At 47.1% G+C, this 22015-nt stretch carries 18 protein-coding genes; 1 reads left to right on the forward strand and 17 read right to left on the reverse strand.

The features are described 5' to 3' along the window. Positions 1-18 precede the first annotated feature (18 nt). Positions 19-1797, reverse strand: a complete 1779-nt coding sequence (locus B5D40_RS01595) for a penicillin-binding protein activator (protein WP_078775501.1) — start codon at positions 1795-1797, stop codon at positions 19-21. Positions 1798-1809: 12 nt separating this feature from the next. Continuing rightward, positions 1810-2130: a nucleotidyltransferase domain-containing protein gene (locus tag B5D40_RS01600; RefSeq protein WP_073304031.1), complete on the reverse strand. Its 321-nt coding sequence runs from the start codon at positions 2128-2130 to the stop codon at positions 1810-1812. Between the two features lie 122 nt (positions 2131-2252). On the opposite strand from B5D40_RS01600, the gene B5D40_RS01605 reads away from it, so the two are divergent. Next, entirely contained in the window at positions 2253-3719 is a 1467-nt protein-coding gene (locus tag B5D40_RS01605; protein WP_073304029.1) for a DUF3943 domain-containing protein, read from the forward strand. On the opposite strand, the gene tmk is transcribed toward B5D40_RS01605, so the two are convergent. From tmk to B5D40_RS01680, 15 genes are all read right to left on the reverse strand, one after another. Further along, positions 3716-4354 carry a dTMP kinase gene (gene tmk, locus B5D40_RS01610; RefSeq protein ID WP_233134303.1) on the reverse strand — a complete coding sequence of 213 codons (639 nt, stop codon included), beginning with the start codon at positions 4352-4354 and terminating at the stop codon, positions 3716-3718. The two genes, B5D40_RS01605 and tmk, sit on opposite strands and share 4 nt — an antisense overlap. A 79-nt stretch (positions 4355-4433) precedes the next feature. Further along, entirely contained in the window at positions 4434-7292 is a 2859-nt protein-coding gene (secA, locus tag B5D40_RS01615; RefSeq protein ID WP_073304027.1) for a preprotein translocase subunit SecA, read from the reverse strand. A 163-nt stretch (positions 7293-7455) separates the two neighbouring features. Beyond that, positions 7456-8589 carry an acyltransferase family protein gene (locus tag B5D40_RS01620; protein ID WP_078775502.1) on the reverse strand — a complete coding sequence of 378 codons (1134 nt, stop codon included), beginning with the start codon at positions 8587-8589 and terminating at the stop codon, positions 7456-7458. Further along, positions 8586-9608, reverse strand: coding sequence for a uroporphyrinogen decarboxylase (gene hemE, locus B5D40_RS01625; protein WP_078775503.1), 1023 nt, complete (start codon positions 9606-9608; stop codon positions 8586-8588). Before hemE ends, B5D40_RS01620 begins: the two co-directional genes overlap by 4 nt. After that, positions 9605-10459 (reverse strand): 50S ribosomal protein L11 methyltransferase, encoded by an 855-nt coding sequence (locus tag B5D40_RS01630; RefSeq protein WP_078775504.1) that lies wholly within the window; start codon positions 10457-10459, stop codon positions 9605-9607. Before B5D40_RS01630 ends, hemE begins: the two co-directional genes overlap by 4 nt. After that, on the reverse strand, positions 10449-11315 hold the full coding sequence (locus tag B5D40_RS01635) for an EamA family transporter (protein WP_073304018.1): 867 nt from the start codon (positions 11313-11315) through the stop codon (positions 10449-10451). The genes B5D40_RS01630 and B5D40_RS01635 overlap by 11 nt, the downstream gene beginning before the upstream one ends. Next, positions 11316-13562, reverse strand: a complete 2247-nt coding sequence (locus B5D40_RS01640) for a transglycosylase SLT domain-containing protein (RefSeq protein ID WP_078775505.1) — start codon at positions 13560-13562, stop codon at positions 11316-11318. Next, positions 13555-15372 carry a phosphoenolpyruvate--protein phosphotransferase gene (gene ptsP, locus B5D40_RS01645; RefSeq protein WP_158222157.1) on the reverse strand — a complete coding sequence of 606 codons (1818 nt, stop codon included), beginning with the start codon at positions 15370-15372 and terminating at the stop codon, positions 13555-13557. Before ptsP ends, B5D40_RS01640 begins: the two co-directional genes overlap by 8 nt. Further along, positions 15365-15640 carry an HPr family phosphocarrier protein gene (locus tag B5D40_RS01650; protein ID WP_078775507.1) on the reverse strand — a complete coding sequence of 92 codons (276 nt, stop codon included), beginning with the start codon at positions 15638-15640 and terminating at the stop codon, positions 15365-15367. Before B5D40_RS01650 ends, ptsP begins: the two co-directional genes overlap by 8 nt. A 16-nt stretch (positions 15641-15656) precedes the next feature. Further along, a complete protein-coding gene (locus B5D40_RS01655) occupies positions 15657-16565 on the reverse strand; it encodes an MlaD family protein (protein WP_078775508.1) in 909 nt (302 codons plus the stop codon). 17 nt (positions 16566-16582) lie between these two features. Next, complete coding sequence (locus tag B5D40_RS01660; protein ID WP_233126443.1) at positions 16583-17272, reverse strand: TrmH family RNA methyltransferase; 690 nt, start codon at positions 17270-17272, stop codon at positions 16583-16585. After that, positions 17259-18149, reverse strand: coding sequence for a hypothetical protein (locus tag B5D40_RS01665; protein WP_143394467.1), 891 nt, complete (start codon positions 18147-18149; stop codon positions 17259-17261). Before B5D40_RS01665 ends, B5D40_RS01660 begins: the two co-directional genes overlap by 14 nt. A gap of 80 nt (positions 18150-18229) precedes the next feature. Continuing rightward, on the reverse strand, positions 18230-19720 hold the full coding sequence (locus B5D40_RS01670) for a M16 family metallopeptidase (protein ID WP_078775510.1): 1491 nt from the start codon (positions 19718-19720) through the stop codon (positions 18230-18232). After that, complete coding sequence (locus B5D40_RS01675; protein WP_078775511.1) at positions 19721-21178, reverse strand: M16 family metallopeptidase; 1458 nt, start codon at positions 21176-21178, stop codon at positions 19721-19723. Between the two features lies 1 nt (position 21179). Continuing rightward, positions 21180-22001 (reverse strand): tetratricopeptide repeat protein, encoded by an 822-nt coding sequence (locus B5D40_RS01680; RefSeq protein ID WP_078775512.1) that lies wholly within the window; start codon positions 21999-22001, stop codon positions 21180-21182. Between the last annotated feature and the right edge of the window lie 14 nt (positions 22002-22015).

A 22015-nucleotide genomic window follows, 5' to 3' on the forward strand; every position in this document is an offset into this window, starting at 1 on the left:
TTGGCATCCGGACAATTGTCATTTGGCAGGGCACTGGGTTTTATCGACAAATGCGCTGGAATCCACACTCATGATTTGCACATTGGCATTTGCCCCACGCTCAAATCGGATGTCGCCGTAAACGCCGGAGAATGTTTTTTGCGAAGATATTTTTTTTACCAAATCCGTTTCGCCGTTTGCGAGCAGGGAAAAAACGATGTTCGCCGCATTATAACTCAAGCCGCTGACCTTGTCGGGTTTGGGTTCTTCATTAAAAGCGGATTTATAAGCGTTGGAAAAATTCGTATAGTTTTTGCTCGAATCCGTCGTAGCAGAAGAAACGCTAAAATGCGCCCCTTCGACCAGTTTTTTTCCCTCATCAATCAAGTCCTGGCCATACCACCCCGAAGTCCCTAAAAGGGTTCCGCGAATTTTATGGAAAGCGACTTGTCGAGCGATGAGACCTGCATCCGAAGGACTGGAACTGGGGATGAAAACTCCCGGGATGCTGAAAACGGAATCCTGCAAAAAAGCTTTGCGTTCCTTGCCGCCGATGGCATCTAAATCTTTGGCTCCTCGTGCGATGTTTCGTTTATGCAGAATCTGTTTGAAACGCGTTGCCCGAAGTTTCCGAAATTCTGTGGTGTAATCCGGTTGGCCTTCTTCAAATTCCTGAATGGCGACAACAGCACCACCCCGACGCTCGACAGCGCGTTCAAAGCTTTGCGTCATAGCGGTTCCAAAATCCCCGACAGGAGAAAGAACGGCAAATTCGCGAATTCCCAAGCAGCTCATGGCGTAATTGGCGATTCCCGTCGCCAGATTTTCCATACTCACATTAACTTGGAAAATGTTGGGTCCCATTCGGGAAATTCCGGCATCAGTCGCGGTAGGCGTCAGCATAGGGATGCGGGTGTGAACGGAGCTAAGCCATGCGGCAACGGTTGCCGCCGGGGCACTCATTAAAGGACCAATAATGGCGACAACGCTGTCTTGGGCGACAGCAAGGCGGGTTTGCCGAAGAGCTTCTACAGCGTCTGCCCGCGTGTCGGCAATACGCAAATTGACTTTATTTTTCAAATTCGACTGTTCAAAAGCCAAGCGAGCGCCTTTGACCGCATCGTTTCCAAATTCAGCGAAATCCCCGGTCAGAGGAGCCAAAATCAGAACGGTAGGAATAGAAGGCTGTCCTTCCAGTTTGGCGATTTCTTCTTGGGCAGTCGCCACCCAGTCCGCATTTTCGTTGGCGCTTATCACCCTTTTGAACCAATGGCGCGCCGCTTTGGAGTTTTGCCTTCTCGCTTGTTCCCGCCCCAGTCGCAACCAAGTCGCATTGGCGACTTTACGATTCACAAGAGCCTTGTCGGCGATGTTGGTGAGCTGCGCAATCTGCAAGTTGGAATTTTTAGAAATCGTGCGAATCGCCAATTTTTCAGCGTCTTCCTTGATAGCATTGTTCTGGCTATAAGAGAGGACATTCAGCAAAATGTCGATGGCATTTTCAACGGACTGCTCTTTACGGAGCATCGCTTCGGCGGCGATCAGCTCCATACGTGAACGCTTCGGCTCTCCGGCATAATACTCCAAAAAGCGAGTAGTCAGATTGTTCAGATTCGCCGTGTCATCTGCAGCGAGGTAACAAGCCGCCAATTTCAAGGAAGCCTGATAGCCTTCTTCGGTTTTCATCTTTTTTTCGGCAAGAGGCTTCAGCGTTTCGATAGTCGCCGCGGAGCAGTCGCTCGGTTGCACATTCTGAGCGGTCGCGGCTGAAAATGCCGCCATAAACGAAAGGGTAAAAATAAATTTGGAAGTATTCATAAATTCCTGAAATCAGATAGCGCTGGAATTGGCTTCTTGAATGACGACGTGTTCTTTTTTAATGTCCTTCTGCATATTTTCCGTCAGCTTGGACCAGTCAACGATGTCCACTCGAAAGGGGAGTTCGCTTTCGGCAAAGGCCTTTTCGACGCTGACCATTTCTTCAAATGAAACCGGTTTTGTAGAAACCACCACGATATTCAACGGGGAATCCGGGGTCAGATCGACTCCGGTCACACGCGGACCGTAGGCATCGACTTCAAATTCGGCAAAATGGGCGTTTAAAATTCTCTGGACTTTTTCCAGCTGATTGGGTTCTAGACATAATTGCATTGTGCCGTAAATATAGAAAAACGAACATAAAACCCCGCGCCCTACTTCGCTTCATCGGGAAATAGTTTATTTTATCTTTTAGCATCTAGAAAAAACTTACAAAAAGGACATTTTTTATCGCTATGAAAAAAGTTCTGTTTTTTCTTTCTTTGGTTTTGGTTTCAACGTTTGCTTATGCAGACGTATCCACGCCATCTCCAGAGGATTCCTTATCGGCTTCGCAGAAGAAAACGGAAGCCTCGGCGGACTCCATTCCGGAATTTACGCCTAGAACCCCGACAGGCAAGCGGTACCCCACCATCGTCCCCTTTGCGGAAGTGATTGCCCAAAACGTGTTGGTGTGGGCTTGGGATTATGCCGTTTTACGCAAGGATTACGCTAAAACCGGACCGTCTTACTGGAAACGCAACTATCGAGAAGGCTGGCAGTGGGACGACAACCATTTTGCCATCAACTTTTTTGGGCACCCTTATCAGGGCAGCATGTATTATTCAGCGGCTCGTGCGTCGGGCTATTCTTTCTACGAAAGCTTTTTGTTTGCTTTTACGGGTTCCTACGTCTGGGAAATGTTCTGCGAAACAGAATATCCCGCACCGAACGACCTGATAGCGACCAGCGTTGGCGGCACCATCTACGGCGAAATGCTCTACCGGATTTCGACACGGGTTCTTTCTAAACCGGATGCGGGAATTTTGGACAACATCTTCGCCTTCGTCTCTAGCCCGATTGCTTACTTGCAAGAAAGAGTGACTGGAGCAAGTCCAACAAATCCGGGGTATGCGCCGCTGAATTGGTCCGTGTTTATCGGAGTCGGCCATCGGTTTGGCAGCGAATACCGCTACGACGAAGACGCCGATGTCCGCTCCGATAGCGATTGGAACTCTTCGTCGCTCGGTTATGGTTTGAATCTCGTTTACGGCAGGGCAAATCGCAAAATTCAAAAGCCTTTTGAATACTTTACTTTTGATTTCAATCAGGAGCAAAGTGAAGACGGTATGATGATGCGGATGAATTCCGTGGGAAAACTCAAAAACATCCATCTGAATTCCGGCGAAAACTGGGTGGACCTGGCTACATATCTGCATTTCGACACGTTCTACGGCGACTTGGTCGAAATGTCCGCGCTGGCTATCGGTTTGGGTGCCGACGTCAGCATTCATCTTTCTGAAAACCTCAATTTCCGCATGATTCACATGCCTTCCTTCGTTATGCTAGGCTCGTCGGACTTTAATTACGGCGATGTGCTTGCTCTGACGGATTCCACGTATGAAGAAACGAGAGATTACCAGTACAGCTTGGGACTCAGCTATAAATCTTCCATAGAAATCGAGCTGAAAAAATGGGGAAAACTATACAACTCGGTTGCGGCATATTTGTTCCATACGATGCCCAATACTGAACCGCATTACGGAACCAACGGTTACGACTTTGTGATTTTCAACAGCGCCGGAGCCGATCTGTATTTGCCACTGCGTTTTTCTCTGGGACTTAGCCTCAATTCTTATGCTAAAATCGCCGCCTATGAACGGGTGCAACCGATGTCCCGCACGATGCATTCCATTAATTTATACACGAGATACAACTTTTAAGAATCGAGTTTTTTCCAAATGGCCTGACGGATTTGAGAGTAAACTTTGTCCGCAGGCTGTTCCGCGTCGATGAGCGAAACACATTCGGGAAAATCCTGTGCCATTTGCCGATACCCATTTCGAATACGGTTGAAAAAATTTGCCGATTCGCTTTCGAGCCTGTCGGGAATTCGGTTATCGTTTGTTTGTCTCCGGCGACTTTCTTCCACAGAAAGATCCAAAACAAGAGTCAGCTCTGGATTATAATGCCCACAAGCGATTTGAGAAAGAGCCAGAACGGTTTGCGGGTCAATTCCCCGACCGTAACCTTGATAGGCAAGAGTGCTCCAGGCAAATCGATCAGCCAAGACAATTTTTCCCGCATCCAGAGCCGGGGCAATTTTTTCGGCGATAACCTGAGAGCGGGCCGCATTGTACAAAAGCAATTCGGTCTTGTCGCTCATAATGCCTTTGTAACGAACATCCAAAAGCAAGTTTCGGATTTTTTCCGATATTTCAGAGCCGCCCGGTTCCCGAATGCAGAGTACGTCAAAACCTCTTTTTTGCAAATCGGATGCAAGAAATTTCAGTTGAGTACTTTTTCCCGAACCATCGATTCCCTCTAAACAAAAAAAACGTTTTGCGGTTTGTATCATGCGAAATCCTCTTGTTCTATTGGAAAAAAGAAACGGCGAAGAGAAAAGTCCCGCCGTTCCATATTGAAATGCACAGATTTTAATCTTCGTTTTTGCCGTGGCATTTTTTGTATTTGAGGCCGGAACCGCACCAGCACGGGTCATTGCGTCCGAGCTTCGGATGGTCGCTCTTTAAGCGAGCGCCGGGAACTCCAGCACGGCGTAATCCTTGCGGACGTGTACCGGGAAGTGCGGAACTCGGAATTGCGGACGGAGTCGATGGCGGAACAGGATTGACTGCTTTAGGCGTTTCCTGTTCTTGTTCGGTCGCTGCGGAATTCCCATTGTTCGGATTTTCGCTTGGGCGCGGAGCTTTTTGCAGCTGCTCCGGAGCAACGGAAACGCCGTTCGCCAACTGAATTCGGATGTTCAAAATGCGCTGGGCAGTAATCGTGGCAATGCTTTCCAAACAATTCTGGAATGTGGTAAACGCCTGATTTTTGTACATCACCAGCGGGTCTTTTTGCGCATAACCCTGATAGCGAATAGCGTCTTTCAACTGGTCCATTGCGTACAAGTTTTCTTTCCAGTGTTGGTCGATGGTGTACAGGAAAATGCGCCGTTCGATATTGCGGAAATCGTTGTCGGGAATAATTTCGACCAGCTTATCGTATTTGTTTTTGCAAAGAGCGATCACTTCGTCCAAAACCTGCTCCGCTGTTTTTTTGCCACGCTCTTCCGCAGCCGGGTTGTAGTTGACGGCGAAGCTCAATTTAACCGCAGTCGTCAATCCGTCCCAGTTCCATTCATCGGCAAAGCGTTCCTTGCCAACAAATTGGGAGACTTTAATATCGCAGGCGTCCTGGATGTTTGTCCAAATGTCCGAGCGCACATCGTCACCGTTGAGAATGCGCCGACGAATGCCATAGATCACTTTACGCTGCTCGTTCATGACGTTGTCATAATCCAGCAAGTATTTACGCGTGTCAAAGCTCTGACTTTCTACGCGTTTTTGCGCACCGCGGATGGAACGAGAGACAATCGGATGCGTAATGACTTCGTCATCGCCGACTCCAAAACGGTTCATCAGCTGCTTGACATTGCTGCCACCGAAAATGCGCATCAGATCGTCGTCCAAAGAGAGGAAGTATTGCGATGAACCCGGATCGCCTTGACGCCCCGCACGTCCGCGCAACTGGTTATCGATACGCCGGCTTTCGTGCCGTTCCGTACCGAGAACATGCAAGCCACCGAGTTCCTTGACACCGGGTCCTAGAACAATGTCGGTTCCACGTCCAGCCATATTTGTGGCGACAGTGACTTTTCCCTTGTAGCCTGCAAACTGGATAATCTCCGCTTCTCGCCCATGATTTTTGGCGTTCAGAACGTCATGGGGAATGCCCGCTTTTACCAGAAGCTGATGCAACTTTTCGGAGCGTTCCACCGATGCCGTGCCGACAAGAAGAGGCTGTCCCTTTTCATGCCGCTTCTGGATTTCGGCGACGATGGCTTTCCACTTGGCGTCTTCGGTTTTGTAAACCATGTCCTGCATATCTTTACGGATGCAGGGCTTGTTCGTGGGAATCACCCATGTGTTCATGTTGTAAATTTTGATGAATTCCGTCGCTTCCGTTTCTGCCGTTCCCGTCATGCCCGAAAGCTTTTTGTACATCCGGAAATAGTTTTGGAATGTGATGGTCGCGAGGGTCTGGTTTTCGCGACGAATAGGAACATTTTCCTTGGCTTCAATGGATTGGTGAATGCCGTCGGAGTAGCGGCGGCCTTCCATGAGACGGCCCGTATTTTCATCGACGATAACGACTTCGCCGTCCCGAACAATGTAATCCCTGTCGCGAAGAAACAGATTTTCCGCTTTGAGAGCCTGAGTGATAAAATGCACCCATTCCGCGTGTTCGCCATACAGATTGGTAAAACCCATGATCTGTTCGATATGGTTTGTACCGCGTTCCGTGAGCTGCACGATTTTGTCTTTTTCATCGACCGTATAATCTTTGCCGCGGGTCAATTGCAAAATCAGCTGGCGAGCTTTGGTGTATTTGTCGGTGGCATCTTCGGCAGGACCGCTGATGATGAGAGGCGTCCGCGCTTCGTCAATAAGAATCGAGTCCACTTCATCGACAATGCAAAAATTCGGTTCGCGCTGGACCACGTCCTTCGGATCTACAGCCATATTGTCGCGCAAATAGTCAAATCCGAATTCGTTATTGGTTCCGTAAGTCACATCGGAGTTGTAGCTTTCACGGCGTTGTGCCGAATCCAAATCGTGAACAATCAAACCGACCGTCAAACCGAGGAACTTGTAAACAAATCCCATCTGTTTAGAATCTCGGGTCGCCAGATAGTCGTTTACGGTGACGACGTGCACGCCTTTTCCAGAAAGTCCATTCAAATATACGGGGCAGACCGCAGCCAGAGTTTTTCCTTCGCCAGTCGCCATTTCGGCAATAGCGCCTTCGTGCAAAACCAGTCCGCCAATCAGCTGGACATCAAAGGGCAGCATTCGGAAAGGCTTTTCCGACTTGGGAAAAAGCTCGCGAACTTTCGCGTAGAATTTAGCGGGCATATAGATTTCCCATTCGGGTTTGCCCGCAGCCATATCGGCTTTGGCGGCTTCCACTGCGGCGATAATTTCCGGATCATCGCCGAGAGAAGAAAAATCAAATTCAAATTCCGGCTTGAACACGTTGAAAATGCCCAAACGGCGGTCGCACGCTTCTTGGCACACGGCAAAGGCTTCGACCTTGATGTCGTCCAGCGTTTTGCCGGCTTTTATCGCTTCACGAAATTCTGCGGATTTTGCCGCCAATTCCTTGTCATCTAGAACTTCCAGTTTTTGACGTGCCTCGTGAATTTGCGCAATGATCGGGCGAAGGGATTTTACTTTACGCTCGTGTGGAGTTCCGAAAACCTTATGAAGAAGCGAATCAAGAATACTCATTGAAAGTCCTTTTTAAAAATTATTCCGTTAATTTAGAAAAACAAAAAACAGGCAACCTCTAAAAATTGCCCGGATAAAGAAAAATCAATATGTTCGACGGGTTCGACCGTCCCAAAATACCCAAAGGCTAGAATTTTAAAAACAGCCAACAGCCGTTGCGCAGCTACTTCTGCGGGGGAAGCGAATGCGCACTTTTTTCCAAACGATGCAAGCGATCTTTGTACTTTTGGTAGAGCGTGCTCACCGTGTAAATGAAAAGGAGAAAGAGAACGGTGGAAAGAGGACGGTTCATATCACAAAAGCCCCAGGCGATGGTGACTAGCGGCAAGTGAATCAGATACGGATAAAAAGACGCGCGCCCGACAGAGCGAATGAGCGGCTGGCAAAAAATTCGGGAAAGCCAACCCTTGGATGTCGTGACGCAGATGATAAGACCGCCATAAATAAGAACCGCAACGGAATGATGGCAAATAAAATTCCAGGCGACGTTTTCGGATTTCATCGTAAAAAGGCTCGCATAGAGAATCGCCAAAAAGAAAATCTGCAAAATTCCAGCGACATAATTTTTTTTCAAAATATCGAATGCGCCCGATTTGTAAAGCCTAAAAAGAATCATCCCGAACAGATATTCAAAAATGCGTACAAAGGGAAACATGTGAAAATACTGATAGCGCAAATTGTAATTGGAAAAATCTCCAAGAAGCGGAACGTTTCCTAGAAAACCGGCGTATGCAAAGAAAATTCCCCACAGGATTCCAGGAAGGAAAACCAGCGCACAAAGCGTCCACAGAATTTTTCGACTGGAAATTTTCGCCAAATGCCGCGCGCAAAATGGAGTGATTGCATAACAAATAAAGAATGCTGTTAAAGACCAGCTGGGTTCATTGAGTTTCATTCCCAACTGCGGAAAAAACGCCCACGAAAGCGAAAGGTGCATGAAAAGGGAGCGGATGGGGTGAAACATGTTTTCAAACCCGCCCACTTTGACGTAAATAGCGACAAACATCAGGAGCGTCATGGCGAAATGGCAGCGATAGAGCTTTGCGATACGAGCAAACAAAAAGGGTATGACGGGCAAGCGTCTGTCCGGGTCATTGAATTTAGAAGCAAATAAAAATCCGGCCAGAATAAAGAAGAGCCCAGCGGCAAAAGCGGGAGCAGTTACAATCGGCATTACCCAAGTCCAACTCGCCATATAGCCAAGTGCCGAAGAGGAAGCTAGATGCAGCATCACGATATTGAGGGAAGCTAAAAGGCGCAATCCGTCGATGGCTGGAAAGTATGCTTTTTCATTCATAAATGATTTCCGTGAATCGTATCGACAAAAGTACGAACTCCGTCAAGAGGCGTATCGGGAAGAACGCCGTGCCCAAGATTCATAATGTGCGGACGATTTCCAACGGTCTTTAAAATTTCTTGAGTCCGCTCCCGAATGATTTCGGGATTTGCAAAAAGCAAAGCCTGGTCCAGATTTCCTTGGAAAATTTTTCCTGGATTCTTGTCCAGAAGATTTGCCAAATCGGTTCGATGATCGACTCCGACAACATTAAAATCGGACTTGATAAAATCCGCAACGAGATGCGAAGCGCCGTTTGCATAATGGATAATGGGAGCATCCGTTTGCTGGCGAACAATGGAAACGACTTTATCCGTGTAGGGCTTTGCCATTTTTTGATAATCGTCACCGTTTAAATGCCCAGCCCACGAATCCATGATGACGAGAACATCTGCGCCCCATTCCACTTGAAGAGCCAGATATTTGCCGGTTGTTTCGGCAACTGCATTCAGCAAAACCGCATAAGCATCAGAATCATTATAAAAAAGGGATTTGGTCCTGTGCAAATCTTTAGAAGTTCCACCTTCAATAGCATAAGAAGCAATCGTAAGCGGCCCCCCGACAAAACCGAGGAGGGATTTTTCCGAAGAGAGCTTGGCGCGGACTTTTTGCAAAGCGGCTTTCGTATATGCTAAATCGTTTTCTAAACGAACTTGCCGAAGATTTTTCGCACAAGACGCGTCGCGAAAAGGATTGGAAATGACAGGACCTTTTCCGGATTCAAACTTCAAATCAAATCCCATGGAAGGAAGAGTCACAAGAATATCGCTGAAGAGGATTGCCGCATCCATATCAAAACGATTAACGGGCTGCAAGGTCGCTTCGGCAGCAGCATCCGCATTACGTACAAAAGAAATGAAATCAGGAAAACGTTTGCGGAGTGCGCGATATTCGGGCAAGTAACGTCCCGCTTGGCGCATCAGCCATACAGGTTTCTCGGTTGTTTTTCCTAAAGCGGCGCGCGCAAAGAAAGTCGTCATCGTACTTTCCCCGTGTAAACAGCGTCAACGCACCACCATTCGTCCCGTGTATTTTCCCGAACGACTTGAAAACCGCATTCCTGAAACCAATGGAGAATGTAATCCTTTTCGGCGGTCAGTTGCCCGGTGAGCAGAAAATGTCCGCCTTTAGAAAGCATCCGTTCCACGTCTTTTCGCATGGGCCAAAATTCGGTGCGAATCATATTACAAACGATAATATCAAAGGAAGCGGAATCGCTGAACGCGCTTAAAAACCCGAACACGGCACGGGAATTTCCACATTGGTTCTGCTTGAAATTTTCCACAATGCAAGGAAGGGCTAGCGGATCGATTTCCGTACCGATGACTTTGCGCGCTCCCAGTTTATCGGCAATCATCGAGAGAATGCCCGTTCCCGTTCCAATGTCGAGGACGATCTTGTTTTGAAAATCCAAGAATTCCATCATGCCGGAGATCAGAGCCGTCGTAGCGTGATCGCCCGTTCCAAAAGCGCTTTTGGCTTCGAGCACCAGGAGAACGGCATTTTTTTCTGGAGGAGTAAATTCAACCCAAGGCGGCCTCACCCAGATTTTTTCGGAGACATGGACCGGAGTCGCTCTGTCCCGCCACCAGCGATCCCAATCTTTAGCCTTTTCGTTTTCTGCCTCAAAATGATATTGCGGAAACCGAGCAATTATACCATCTCGAAATTCTTGACTTTCGGAATAAAAGCAAAAATCGGTGCGCTCGGCGTTAGAAGTTTCAAGTTCTTCCAAAGCGCCAACTCCCGCTTCCATCAAAAAGAACGTCGCCAAATCGTATTCTTCCGTTTTGCAATGTCCTATCGCTTTGAACCAAATATCATTTTGCATGGAATTTCCTACTAAAATTTTTCTTGATGATTTCTCGCGGGCTCGTAATGAACAAACTAGAACCGAAAATGACCAGAACGATGCTCACGATTTTCATCGGTGGAAACGGCTCCGCAAAAATAAGCGCCCCGGCGAGAATGGGAACAACGGCTCCGATCGCCGCGCTAAACGGAATTACAAAAAGGGCGCGCCCACGAGAAAAAGCGACTTGCGTAAAAAGAAATGCGGTAAGATAGGTCGCCGCAAAAGCCCAAACCCGAATGTCACCAAGCCAGTAAACGAATTCACCAGCGGAAAGTTCTATCCCCTTTGCGGTAGCGTCAATCGCAAGGCTTTTATACAAAACATCCGAAAGCCCGTAGCAGGTTCCCATCATCAGGGAATCGCTGATTTCGCTGCGCCGAAAAATGAAACGGCAAGAAAAGGCGAAAGCCAAAAAAATGGCGACAAAAATCCAGAGAGCCGGAATATTTTGCACACCAGCCTTTTCTCCGATTTCTGCTGACGCGAAAAGAAGCCCGCAAAGAACGCACACAATGGCGGCGACAATGCGTCGGTTAATAGGCTCTTTCAAAAAGAGCCACCCAAATACAGCGGTAAGAACCGGATTCAATGCGGAAATCGGTTTGACCAGACTCAAATTATAAAGCGCCATCGCCGAATAGTTTCCCGCATTCCCGCACGCCGAAAGAAAAAATCCCGTCCACCAGCGTTTAGAGGTGAGAAAGCCGAGAATAAATTGAATAGGATGTGCAAAGTCTGCTTTTTTCCCGGATTTAGCAACTCCCGATTTGGAAAGGACATTCCCGAAAGCAAAACAGATTGCAGCGCCAAATGTCAAAACAAAAAGCAACATTTAGCGTTCCCAAACTTCGGTATAAACCCAGTAATTGCCCAAACAGCGTTTTACATAGTCACGGGTTTCCCAGTAGCTGATTTCTTCGGCCCGCATATCCCACGACATGTTTTTGCTAGCCGCTTGCCAGCGTTTTGCAGGGCGGGGACCCGCATTGTAATTGGCCAGAACATACATGGGATCGTTCTCGTATTCCTTAAGGAGATCTTTCAAGTAACGCACGCCCAATCGGATATTCATATAAGGATTGTACAGCAGAGCCGAAGAAAAGTTTTGAATTTTTTCAGCATCGGCAAGTTTTTTCGCCGTCGGAGGAATGATTTGCAAAAGGCCGCAAGCATTCGCCGGGCTTGTAATCAAATAGTTGAAAGTGGATTCCTGACGCATCACGCTGTAAACAAAGAACGGGTCGATGGAAGAATCCGCAGCGGCGAAAATCTGTTCTTTGAACGGCATGGGATACAAAAATTTCATCACGCCGCGCGGAGCGTCCCCTAAAAAAGCGCGAGGAATCGTATTCTGAAATTTTCGTGCCAGCGCATAGCCTTGAATCAGTTCATCGTAAGCAAGGAAAAGTTTACCATAGGAATACAAGAAATCCAAACGATCTTGATTTTTCTTTTTGGCTGCGTGAAACAAATCAAAGGCTTCTTCGGCAAATCCGAAGTCCAAAAGCTTTTGCACCATCTTATAGCGGGCTTCACTGTGAGAAGAATCCGACTTTCCTTTTTGAATGGAACGAATCCAGACGATAGTCGCCGAGTCCGACATATCTCGAGGAGCGAGCCACGGAACCGATGCAGAATCCATCAAACCGTTTTCTATCAATTTGATGCGGGAACGATGCGCGTAGTAGCCGACCGGAAAATCTTTGATGCAATCGAGATAGGCCGCCTTGGCCTCTTCTGCTTTGCCTTGAGAGAAATAAATATCACCGAGAAACATTCTCGCACCGCTGGAACTCCAGAGAAAATCTTCGCTTTTCGCCTTATTGAAAGCGATAATGGCGGAATCCATTTTGTTCTGTTTCAAATAGCAGAGGGCGATTCGAAAACGAATCCATTTGACCTTGTTGCTGTTTTTAAAACGGGGATTGGAAAGGGAATCATAACTGGCGATGGCTTCTGCAAATTTGCCCGCTTGCTCCAATTCAAACGCCCGAACCCAAATGTTGTTGGCGTTTTGCAAAGTAAAGCGGAACTTGGCCTGGAATTGCGAATCGATTTTTGCCGCCTTGACCGTCATGCCATTTGCGCGATAAAGACGAACTAAAGATTGCAACCATGCAACTCGGAAATCCACACTGTCCGTTAAAAATTCATAAGTCCGAATGGCCGCAGAATCCTGCTTCAAATTCTTGTAGGCCGCCGCTCGAAATTCCCACAAAGAGATACGATTTTTTAACGAAATCGTGCTGGGGGGCAATTTCTGGTTGAGAGAATCTTCTGCGGTTTTTAAAACGGGCGCTTTGCTCGTGTCGCGTCCAGAAACTTGAACGGCATCTATCGCAAAAATGGAATCGATCAAATCGAGGCATTCCTTGTGAAAGCCCTTGCTGCAAAGGCGACTCGTATAAGTGATTTTTTCATCGAGGGTTTCAGCGATGGAATGGGAACGGATGCGACGCAAAGCTTTCCAGGCGGCGTCACCATATTCCGAGGGATGAGCGATAACGTAAAGGTACGCGGTCTTTGCTGCTTTATACCAGTGCGCTTGTTCGAGCAAAGTTCCTTTTGTATAACGCAAACGAGGAACTCGCACATCGTCGCCGTAATTTTTCAAAAAGACGTCAATGGAATCCGCTTTCGCTTTGGGTTTGATATTCGGGTCTTCTAAATTCAAATCCAGCCGAACTCGTGCCGCAAATTCTTTCCAGCCAGCGTCATCGGGAAACTTTTCATCCCCTTTAGCGATGGTACTTTTAGCTTGCGCATATTGTTTTCGTTCAAACTGGGATCGCGCTATTCGAGACAAGATACTTTTATCTAGACTTTCATCCTTGCCAAGAAGAGATTCGTATGCCTTAAGCGAGCCTTCAAAATCGCCTTGATAATAAGCGGCTGCAGCGCAAGTGAAATCTTTTTCCAAACCGTCAGGCAGGGAATCGCAATTTTTCTGATTGCGTTCATAGCGAATGACTTTGTTTTGAAAATCATATCCCGGAATCCGATCCTGTGCAGAATCTTTTGTAGAGGCAAAAAGAGCGGCACAAAGCAAAGTTCCAACAAGAAGAATTTTTTTAAGCATTTTTTTCTAACGGATTCTTGATTTCGTGAGATGTGATAAAACTGGAAATGCCCAAGTCGATAATCATCTGTAGATATTTTTGACGGAGATAACGATTGACATCGGCGGCGGTATCCATTTTAAGAACGGCGCGGGCAGTAGCTTTCACATCTTCGTAATTGACGGATCGAATGATTTTTTTGCATTCCATAATGCTCCAGGGTGTCATGGAAAGTTCATCGACGCCTAGACCGACCAGAACAAGCGTGGACAAGGGATCGGCACTCATTTCGCCGCAGACGCAAACGGGAATGCCTTCGCTATGAGCCGCTTGAACAGTGCGGTTTATCATATTCAAAACAGCCGGATGATGCGGTTCAAACATATTAGCAATCAGTTCATTTGTACGATCTACAGCCAACGTAAACTGAATCAGGTCATTTGTACCAATACTGAAAAAATCCACTTCTTTAGCGAGAGTACCAACCATCATGACCGCCGCCGGGACTTCTATCATGCAACCGACTTGCACTTCGGGAAGCTCCACGCCTTCATTCAGCAGTTGCGTCCGACATTCATAATAAAGAGCCTTAGCTTCGCGGAGTTCATTTAAACTGCTGATCATGGGGAACATGATGCGCAAATGTCCTTCACGACTCGCCAAAAGCAAAGCCCGCAATTGTTCACGGAAAAGGTCTTTGCGGGTAAGGCACACGCGAATGGAACGCCAGCCCATAAAAGGATTTGCTTCGTCCGCGGCGGAAATATCGGAAACGAGCTTGTCGCCGCCAGCATCCAAGGTTCGAATAACCACCGGATGGGGGGAAAGCCTTTTCAGAATATGCGAGTAGGCAGCGGTCTGTTCCTCGCAAGTCGGCGTTCCCTTTCTAAAAAAAAGGAACTCGGAACGGTAAAGTCCAATGCCTGTTGCGCCAAATTCCAGAACGGATTCTGCTTCAATAGGAAGCTCGATGTTCGCATGGAGCGTAATGTATTTGCCGTCCAAGGTCATCGGCTCCAATTGGCGCATGGTGAAAAGTTCTTGCTTCTGCTTATTGTAAACCGCCAGCTTTTCCTGGTAGCGATTCAGGTCTTCTTCGTTTGGATTAACGATGACCATTCCTCCGGTTCCATCAATAAACAGCATATCGTTATCTTCAATGACAACGGAAATGTTGCGCAAACCGGAAACCGCAGGGAGCTGCATGGCTCGGGCAAGAATGGAAATATGGCTTGTGCGCCCACCGATGTCCGTCGCAAATCCCAGCACCTCATTTTTTTCAATGGACATCAGCATACCGGGAGTCAATTCGTGCGAAACGATATTGGACGGTTCCAAAGGAGTTTTGCTTTGAGGCAGAGGCGCGGAAGTAGCTTCGTCCAAAGCGGCAAGCAAACGATTGTAAATCTCCCGCAAATCCATCGTGCGTTCACGCATGATTTCCATTTTGCTGCTTTCAAATTTGGCAATTAAAGCCGAAAGCGTGCAATGAACAGCCCAACGGGCGTTATGCCTTTTTTGACGGATGCTTTGAATAATCGGATCCAGAACCGTCGAGTCCCGAAGCATCATCAAGTGGGAATCGAAAATGCGGGCTTCTTCTTCACCCAACCGTTCTCCGGTAACTTTTTTTAAGTTCTGAATTTCTTTGGCAGCTTTATCGACAGCAGATAAAAAATGGTTTTCTTCTTCGGCAAGCGCACTGGTTGGCAAAGCCGAGGAGTCTAAAGAATATTTTCGGGTTTCAATTTTGCGGACAGGACCATAAGCATAACCGGGAGAAGCGGCCACTCCCACTAGAACCGTTCGATTTTTTTGCTTATTAGTCATTTTGCTCTTCATGAAAATTTTCGCGGAAAAGTTGTTCCAGTTGATTCAAAACCTGTTCTTCATCAGCACCATCGGCGGTAAATCTGACGGTGGAACCCGGTGTAATGGCGAGCATCATCACGTTCAAAATACTTTTGGCATTTACTTTATTGCCTTCATATTCCAGAGAGATGTCGCTTTGGGATTTGCCGGTAATATCGACAATCATTCCTGCGGGGCGCGCGTGCACGCCGAGCTTGTTGGTGACGACAATTTCTTTAGTCAGCATACAATATCCGTCCTAATTAAAAGAAATCCACGTTAATATCCAAACCGTCTTGAAGAATAATTTGGAACAGGCTGTCCGCGGAATGGAGAGTTTGAACCAAATCGTCATGGAGAGTTCTGTCGTTGAGCAGGATTCCCGCCGTATTGTCCGTGGATTGAAGCTTGGATGTCAAAAGAGTCAAGCGATTTGTCACAGAATCCAGTTTGACAAGAATGCCGCCCGCGTCTTGCATCAAATTATTGGCGTCGGCAAGAAGCCCGCTGACAGGAGCTTTTACCGTGTCAAGCAAAGCGTTTACTTTAACGGTGGCCATATTCAAATTGTTCAAGCTGCTTTTGATTTGCGGATCCGTGTCCTTGAGCATTTTCGCCAGACGATCTTCCAGATTTTCCGCCTTGTCCATCATCGTGCGGAATTTAGTCCGGAATTCGGGATTCGCGATGGTCGAATCCATCACTTGATGAACCGAAGTGATGAGCGTTTTTGTAGAATCGATGATTTCTCCCGCAAGCCCAAGCGCTTCGGCAATGCCCGCATCAAATTGTCCGTCGATTGTGTCGTTGGGCGAATAATTTTCGCTGGAATCGCAAAGGATGATACCGATTTGGCGTTCTCCCATAATGCCGATGTTCTGCACGCGAATTTCGGAGCCCACCGGGATTCGTACGTCGTTACGGATTCGCACCACAACAAGAACGCGATGCCCAGACAAATAAATATCTTCGACTTTACCGAGCTTTACGCCGTTGATTTTAACAGGGTCGTCCAAAGTCAAGGTGCTGACTTGAGGAAATCGCAGATAATAGGTGTCAAAAACTTCACGGGGATCCTTGTCGTTCAAAAAGAACAGGCCAAAAATCAAAATGATAATGGCGAGCAGGACAACAAGGCCGACAGCGAGATATAATCCGATATTCTTTTTCATCGCGAATACAATTTAACTTATTCGCCGTCTATGCGAGTGATAGAGCTGGATGCGGACTCGTCATTTATATGCCTTTTTAGCCATTCGAGCAAAAGTTCATCGCGTTCGCCAGGGGAAAGCGTAAATTGAGAACGCCCTTTTTGCTGCATAAAGTGATCCAGATAACACATGAGAACGCCTCCGGCAACGGAAACATTCATGGATTCGGTAATGCCGTATTGCGGTAAAATAAATTCGCAGTCTGCGGTCGCAAGGGTATCAGGATGATTTCCGGTAAATTCACTTCCCAAATAGAAAGCGGTCGGCTGAGAAAGATCCAAATCCAAAACGGATTTTGTCGTATTCGTGCTGGCAACAGCGATGCGGTAACCTTTTTGCCGCAGATGTTCCATGCAGGCCTTGCGTTTTTTATACAAATAAAGATTCATCCATTTAATGGAGCCTTTCAAAATAGATTTGTTTACTTTGTAAGGATTCACTTCTTCGATAATATGCACGTCTTCCAATCCGAAAACCTCTGCCGTGCGAATGACCGCCGAAATGTTATGCGGGTCAAAAAGGTCTTCGAGAACCATGCAAAAATGCCGCGTGCGATTTTGAACCACTTTCATCAAAAGATCGCGACGGTGTTCTGTAATCCGCGGGAGCAGTGCTTCGATTTTCGCTTGCATTTCCGGGGAAGAATAAGTATAGTCAGGGGTTGCCATGGGAATTTTCCTGTTTGAAAATCATCGGAATTTCGGTTACAAAATTCGGTTTCTGTTTTCGTTTTTCTTCGCGTTTTTTTTGAACAGCGTCGCCGACGGTCCAAAATAATTTTCCAGACGCGACTTGCTGAAATTCATGAATTTCCTTACTGTATTTTTTTTGAATAACTTCGGATTTTTCGACGGGTTCATGATTGCCTTCGACGTAACTTTCCGAAGATTCCGAAATGTTGCGGATAATTTCCGAAATTTTGGAATTGACCACATCCCGGAAGACGCCCATTTTCATAATGGAATTCAAAACGGCGTTAGCCGGGAATACAATCGCTTTGAATTTATAGCGGGTCGCATCGCCGTTCGGATACATGTCCAAAACAGCGATGGCGATTCCATGCAGATTCCAGCGAAGAATTTTGCAACGTCCGCTGCCGTAAAAAACATTGTGAAATCCTTTTCCGACTCCAGCGCTATCCTGCAAAACCCAGTAAAAATCACCAAAAAGATTTCCGCCGTTATTGCCGCTGAAAAGCCGCTGATCCCACGAATTGTAGTGAATCGTATAATTGGTTTCTTGCATGGCATTTACCAGCGCAGTCGTAAACGGGAAATGATCAAAAAGATAGCTCATCATCGGTCCGCTGACGGGGAGCTTGCCCTCGGTTTCGTAAACGACTCGATAACGCCCGCCGAGATGCCCAAAAATTTCAGCGGTGACGGGGCTTTGCAGTGGAATTCCGCGTTTTTGCAATTCCAAAAATGCCGAGCAGAATTCGCCGTCATATTCGACATCTTCGACGGGTTCCAGCTCCTGGGCAGAACATCTCGGAAGAATGATATCTAAACATTTTTTGGCGGCAGCGCAAGCATTGTGACGCAACTCTTCTTGTCCGGGACCTGCAATCGCAAGCGAACAAAAAACAAAAAAGTTTAAGATAAAGAAAAAGCGTTTCAAAAAGCTCACTGCCTCATATCCAAGCTGTCCAGCGGAACAACCGTAAACGTCCCAACATCTTTCAGCCCGCTTTCAGGACCGACAATGCAGATTGCCATTTTTTTGGGGTCAAAGTATTTGGCAATCATCTGTTGGACCTGCTCTTTCGTCACGGCGTTGATTTCTTGAACATAGTCAATATAATGCGAATCCTTTTTGCCGAGCAAATCTCCTTGCGCAAAAAGAATGGACGTACTCGCCGGAGAATCGAACAGGCTTGGAAGTCCTTCAATCAGCGTTTTCTTGGCTTGTTCCAATTCCGCATCGGTCGGGCCTTCCTTTGCCAATTTTTCAATTTCCTTTTGAATCAAGTCTATCGCCAGAGCAGCACTTTCCACTTTCGTTTGCAGAGAAATAAATACCCGGCCTTGATCGCGGTAAGAATTTTCAGCGTAACTGTGAATGCTATAAGCGAGTCCGTTGTCAGAGCGCACCGTCGCCATCAGGCGAGAGGAAAAACTGCCGTCTCCTAAAATAAAACTTGCCACTGCCGTCGGGTAATAATCGGGGTGTGGACGTTTCACAAAAGGCGCGCTCATCTGGATATTCGCTTGGGTTATATCCTTATCCACAAGGAAAATTCCCGTTTTTTGTGAAAGTTCCATCGGCGGAATTTTGGACGAGTCCGGTTTGTCAGATGGCCAGGATTCAAAATACCGTTTTAATTCCGTCACCATGGAATCTCTGTTAAAATCCCCGGCGAGCGCAAAAACAATACGCCCCCGTTGAAAGCGTCCCTTGGAAAGAGCAACAAGGTCGTTGCGTTTGACATTCCGATATTCCTCGGCAGTGGCGGTCCATAAGCGAGGATTCGGTTTGTAATTCACTTTAGTGTCCAAAGCGGCGAGAATATCTTTAGGCGTATCATAGCGGTGTTCGTAACCGTTGATGGCATTCGCTTTTTGAATTTCAAGAGCGCTGCTGTCAAACGCGGGATGCAAAAAGACTTCTTTGGCGAGTTCCATAAGCTGCGGAAAATCTTTGGTCATACATTCCACGCTAATGGCACTGGTGAACGTGCCGACCGATCCCGCAAGAGACGCGGCGATAAATTCCAGCGAATCGTCCAAAACTTGCGGAGAAAGTTTTTCGGAACCGCCTCGGCGAAACATGAAAGAAAGAAGCGCGTTGGCAGCTTTGTTTTGCAGACTGTCGGTGACGTGCGGTTCTTCAAAGAAAATGTTAAAGTGAATCAGAGGAAGACTTCTATTTTCAATGACGTAGCCCGTTACTTTTTCTGAAATTTGAACGCGGGAATCAGCAGGGAACGGAGCCGTATAAGCAAAAGGCGGAAAAACGATTTCCTTGTATGATTCCGGAATATCGCTTGCCGGAGTTTCCATTTTTTTAGCGACTTCGACGGTTTTGGTCGCGGGCTGTTGAATTTTAGCCGGCTGTTTTGTCCCCGAGCAAGCGGCAAGGAAACAAACAAACAACAAAAGGGAAAACAGTTTCATTTAACGTTCCTCGCCTTTCAATAAAAGTCCAATGGTCGCATTTTTGTGGCTGAATGTTTTTTGGGCGATATTCTGTACATTTTCCGGAGTCACTTTTCCAAGATTGTCCGGCCAGTTCAAAAGAATTTTATAGTCGCCGAACATTTCATACCAAGCGAGCTGCGTCGCCACATTTTCCATATCGAGAAAACTTTCGACAAGTCCCATCGTCGCACGATTTTTAACCTTGGCGAGTTCTCGTTCGGAAACGGTTTCTGTTTTGAGTTTTTCAAGTTCTTCCCAAACAAAGGCTTCTACGGAATCGGGATTGGCATCGGGTTGCAGCAATACGCTAATCGAAAATTCCGAAACGATTTTATTTACAGAGTTCGCGGCGCGTGCAGAAACAGCCACTTTTTTCTCTTCCACCAATTTTTTATAGAGCCTTCCCGAGCGTCCATTCAGAACGCCTTCGGCGATATCGAGCGCATACAGGCTGCTGTCGCCGACGCCCGGAGTTTTAAAAATAAAATCCATCCGGTTGGGAGCATCGGGGCGGTAAACCGTCAAACGTTTTTCTCCGGCAGGTTCCGGATCTCGAACGGTGATTGGAGCAAAAGCCTCCCCCGAAGGAATTTCTGCAAAATATTTTTGAACCAACGCCATTGCAGATGCCGTATCCAAATCACCCGCCAAAACGAGGATGGCATTTCTCGGCTTATAATATTTGCGATAGTGCTCCGCCGCCTGTTCACGCGTCAAATTCATAATGTCCGAGGGCCAGCCGATGGTAGGAATCCGGTAGGGGAACGCTTCGTAAGTCATGCCGTTCAACGTTTCAAAATATCTTCCCGAAGGGCGATCGTCATAGCGCATCCGCCTTTCTTCGCGCACCACATCGCGTTCCGAATAAAATTCCCGCAGAATCGCATTTTGCATTCGGTCCGATTCTAAATACAGAAAAAGCTCCAGCCGGTTTTTGGGCAAAGTGACAAAATAAGCGGTCATCAAATCGGTTGTAAAAGCATTCAGTCCTGTTCCGCCAGCTTGCTGGTAAGCACTCCACAATTCCTCTTTCACCATGTATTGCCGTTCTTCTTCAACAAGCGAATCGTATTCGGCTCGGAATTTTTGAGCGTTCAAAGAATCCCCACGAACAGCGGCTTCGCGAGACAAAGACATCACAGAATCTTGCTTCACAAGGAGGATCGAATCTTTGTGAAAATCGGTGACGCCCACTTTTTTTGTTCCTTTGAACAATTCGTGTTCCAGAATATGGGCAAGCCCGGAACTCCCCGGGATTTCGTTCACGGAACCGGTCACATAAAAGAGCCTGCAACTGACGGTCGGTGCCTGCGTATTCGGATACAAAAGGACGGTCAATCCGTTGTCAAGAACTTTTTTGTGGACAGGAAAGTCCAGCGCAAACAAGACGACGGGCAAAAGAACAGCAGTAAAGAAAGAAATCAGACGCATCATTTTAAATAAACAAGAAGGTGTTCAATTTGTTGCGGTATTCCCAGGTGAGCGGATCTTTGGGGCCTAGGGCGCTGAAAAGAACCAACATCGATTTTTGGGCAATGCCATCCCGGAACGCCGCATCGGAAAGGGTGAGTTGGAAAAGACCTTCCAGCGCCGACCGGTAATCTTTGCGCGCAGCGTCTTTGCAGGCGTTGCGAAATTTTTCTGCGGAACCTTCTACAGCGTCGGTTTTGGCTGCCTCCACCAAAAGATCCATCAAATCCAGAAGCGATTTCGCTTGGGCATATTCATCGCTGGTTTCCGGAATTTTTTGCAGAATTTCCTTGGCAGATTCGGCGGCATCAAGTCCGAGTTCACATTTCGCGAGCAGGATTTGCAGATGATCGTCCGCTTTTTTAGCGAGCTCCGCAAGAATCTGCGGTTTAGCAAGGGAAAAATTTCCTTCGGCAACAGCGTCTTCTATCGTTTGTCGGACACTCTCTTCTTCCGATACAAAAAATTTGGAAAGCCTTTTCTTCAATTCATCTTGAGGAACTCGGCCTTGGATGGCATCGGCGATTTCTCCTTTGGAAAGGACGACGACAAAAGGCAGACTCCGAATCTGGAAATAATCCATAAACGCCATATTGTCTGTTTCGTCCAGATTGACTTCGCCCAAAGAGAAATCCAGCTCATTGGCGAGGGTTTCCAGCATCTGGTTGTAAGAAGCGCATTCGGGGATTTGGGATGACGCGAAAGTCAGGACAACCGGGCGTTTTTCCGCCTCTGCTGAGATCTCGGTCTCAAAATTTTGCAATGTAACAGGGATTATTTTTGCCATAGCTCAAAATTTAC

The sequence above is a fragment of the Fibrobacter intestinalis genome (assembly GCF_900167415.1).
In the GTDB taxonomy this organism is placed as follows: Bacteria; Fibrobacterota; Fibrobacteria; order Fibrobacterales; family Fibrobacteraceae; genus Hallerella; species Hallerella intestinalis.

Coding starts and splice junctions, on each gene's coding strand:
- B5D40_RS01595 (WP_078775501.1), bottom strand. CDS start 1,797: ATGAATACTTCCAAATTTATTTTTACCCTTTCGTTTATGGCGGCATTT.
- B5D40_RS01600 (WP_073304031.1), bottom strand. CDS start 2,130: ATGCAATTATGTCTAGAACCCAATCAGCTGGAAAAAGTCCAGAGAATT.
- B5D40_RS01605 (WP_073304029.1), top strand. CDS start 2,253: ATGAAAAAAGTTCTGTTTTTTCTTTCTTTGGTTTTGGTTTCAACGTTT.
- tmk (WP_233134303.1), bottom strand. CDS start 4,354: ATGATACAAACCGCAAAACGTTTTTTTTGTTTAGAGGGAATCGATGGT.
- secA (WP_073304027.1), bottom strand. CDS start 7,292: ATGAGTATTCTTGATTCGCTTCTTCATAAGGTTTTCGGAACTCCACAC.
- B5D40_RS01620 (WP_078775502.1), bottom strand. CDS start 8,589: ATGAATGAAAAAGCATACTTTCCAGCCATCGACGGATTGCGCCTTTTA.
- hemE (WP_078775503.1), bottom strand. CDS start 9,608: ATGACGACTTTCTTTGCGCGCGCCGCTTTAGGAAAAACAACCGAGAAA.
- B5D40_RS01630 (WP_078775504.1), bottom strand. CDS start 10,459: ATGCAAAATGATATTTGGTTCAAAGCGATAGGACATTGCAAAACGGAA.
- B5D40_RS01635 (WP_073304018.1), bottom strand. CDS start 11,315: ATGTTGCTTTTTGTTTTGACATTTGGCGCTGCAATCTGTTTTGCTTTC.
- B5D40_RS01640 (WP_078775505.1), bottom strand. CDS start 13,562: ATGCTTAAAAAAATTCTTCTTGTTGGAACTTTGCTTTGTGCCGCTCTT.
- ptsP (WP_158222157.1), bottom strand. CDS start 15,372: ATGACTAATAAGCAAAAAAATCGAACGGTTCTAGTGGGAGTGGCCGCT.
- B5D40_RS01650 (WP_078775507.1), bottom strand. CDS start 15,640: ATGCTGACTAAAGAAATTGTCGTCACCAACAAGCTCGGCGTGCACGCG.
- B5D40_RS01655 (WP_078775508.1), bottom strand. CDS start 16,565: ATGAAAAAGAATATCGGATTATATCTCGCTGTCGGCCTTGTTGTCCTG.
- B5D40_RS01660 (WP_233126443.1), bottom strand. CDS start 17,272: ATGGCAACCCCTGACTATACTTATTCTTCCCCGGAAATGCAAGCGAAA.
- B5D40_RS01670 (WP_078775510.1), bottom strand. CDS start 19,720: ATGAAACTGTTTTCCCTTTTGTTGTTTGTTTGTTTCCTTGCCGCTTGC.
- B5D40_RS01675 (WP_078775511.1), bottom strand. CDS start 21,178: ATGATGCGTCTGATTTCTTTCTTTACTGCTGTTCTTTTGCCCGTCGTC.
- B5D40_RS01680 (WP_078775512.1), bottom strand. CDS start 22,001: ATGGCAAAAATAATCCCTGTTACATTGCAAAATTTTGAGACCGAGATC.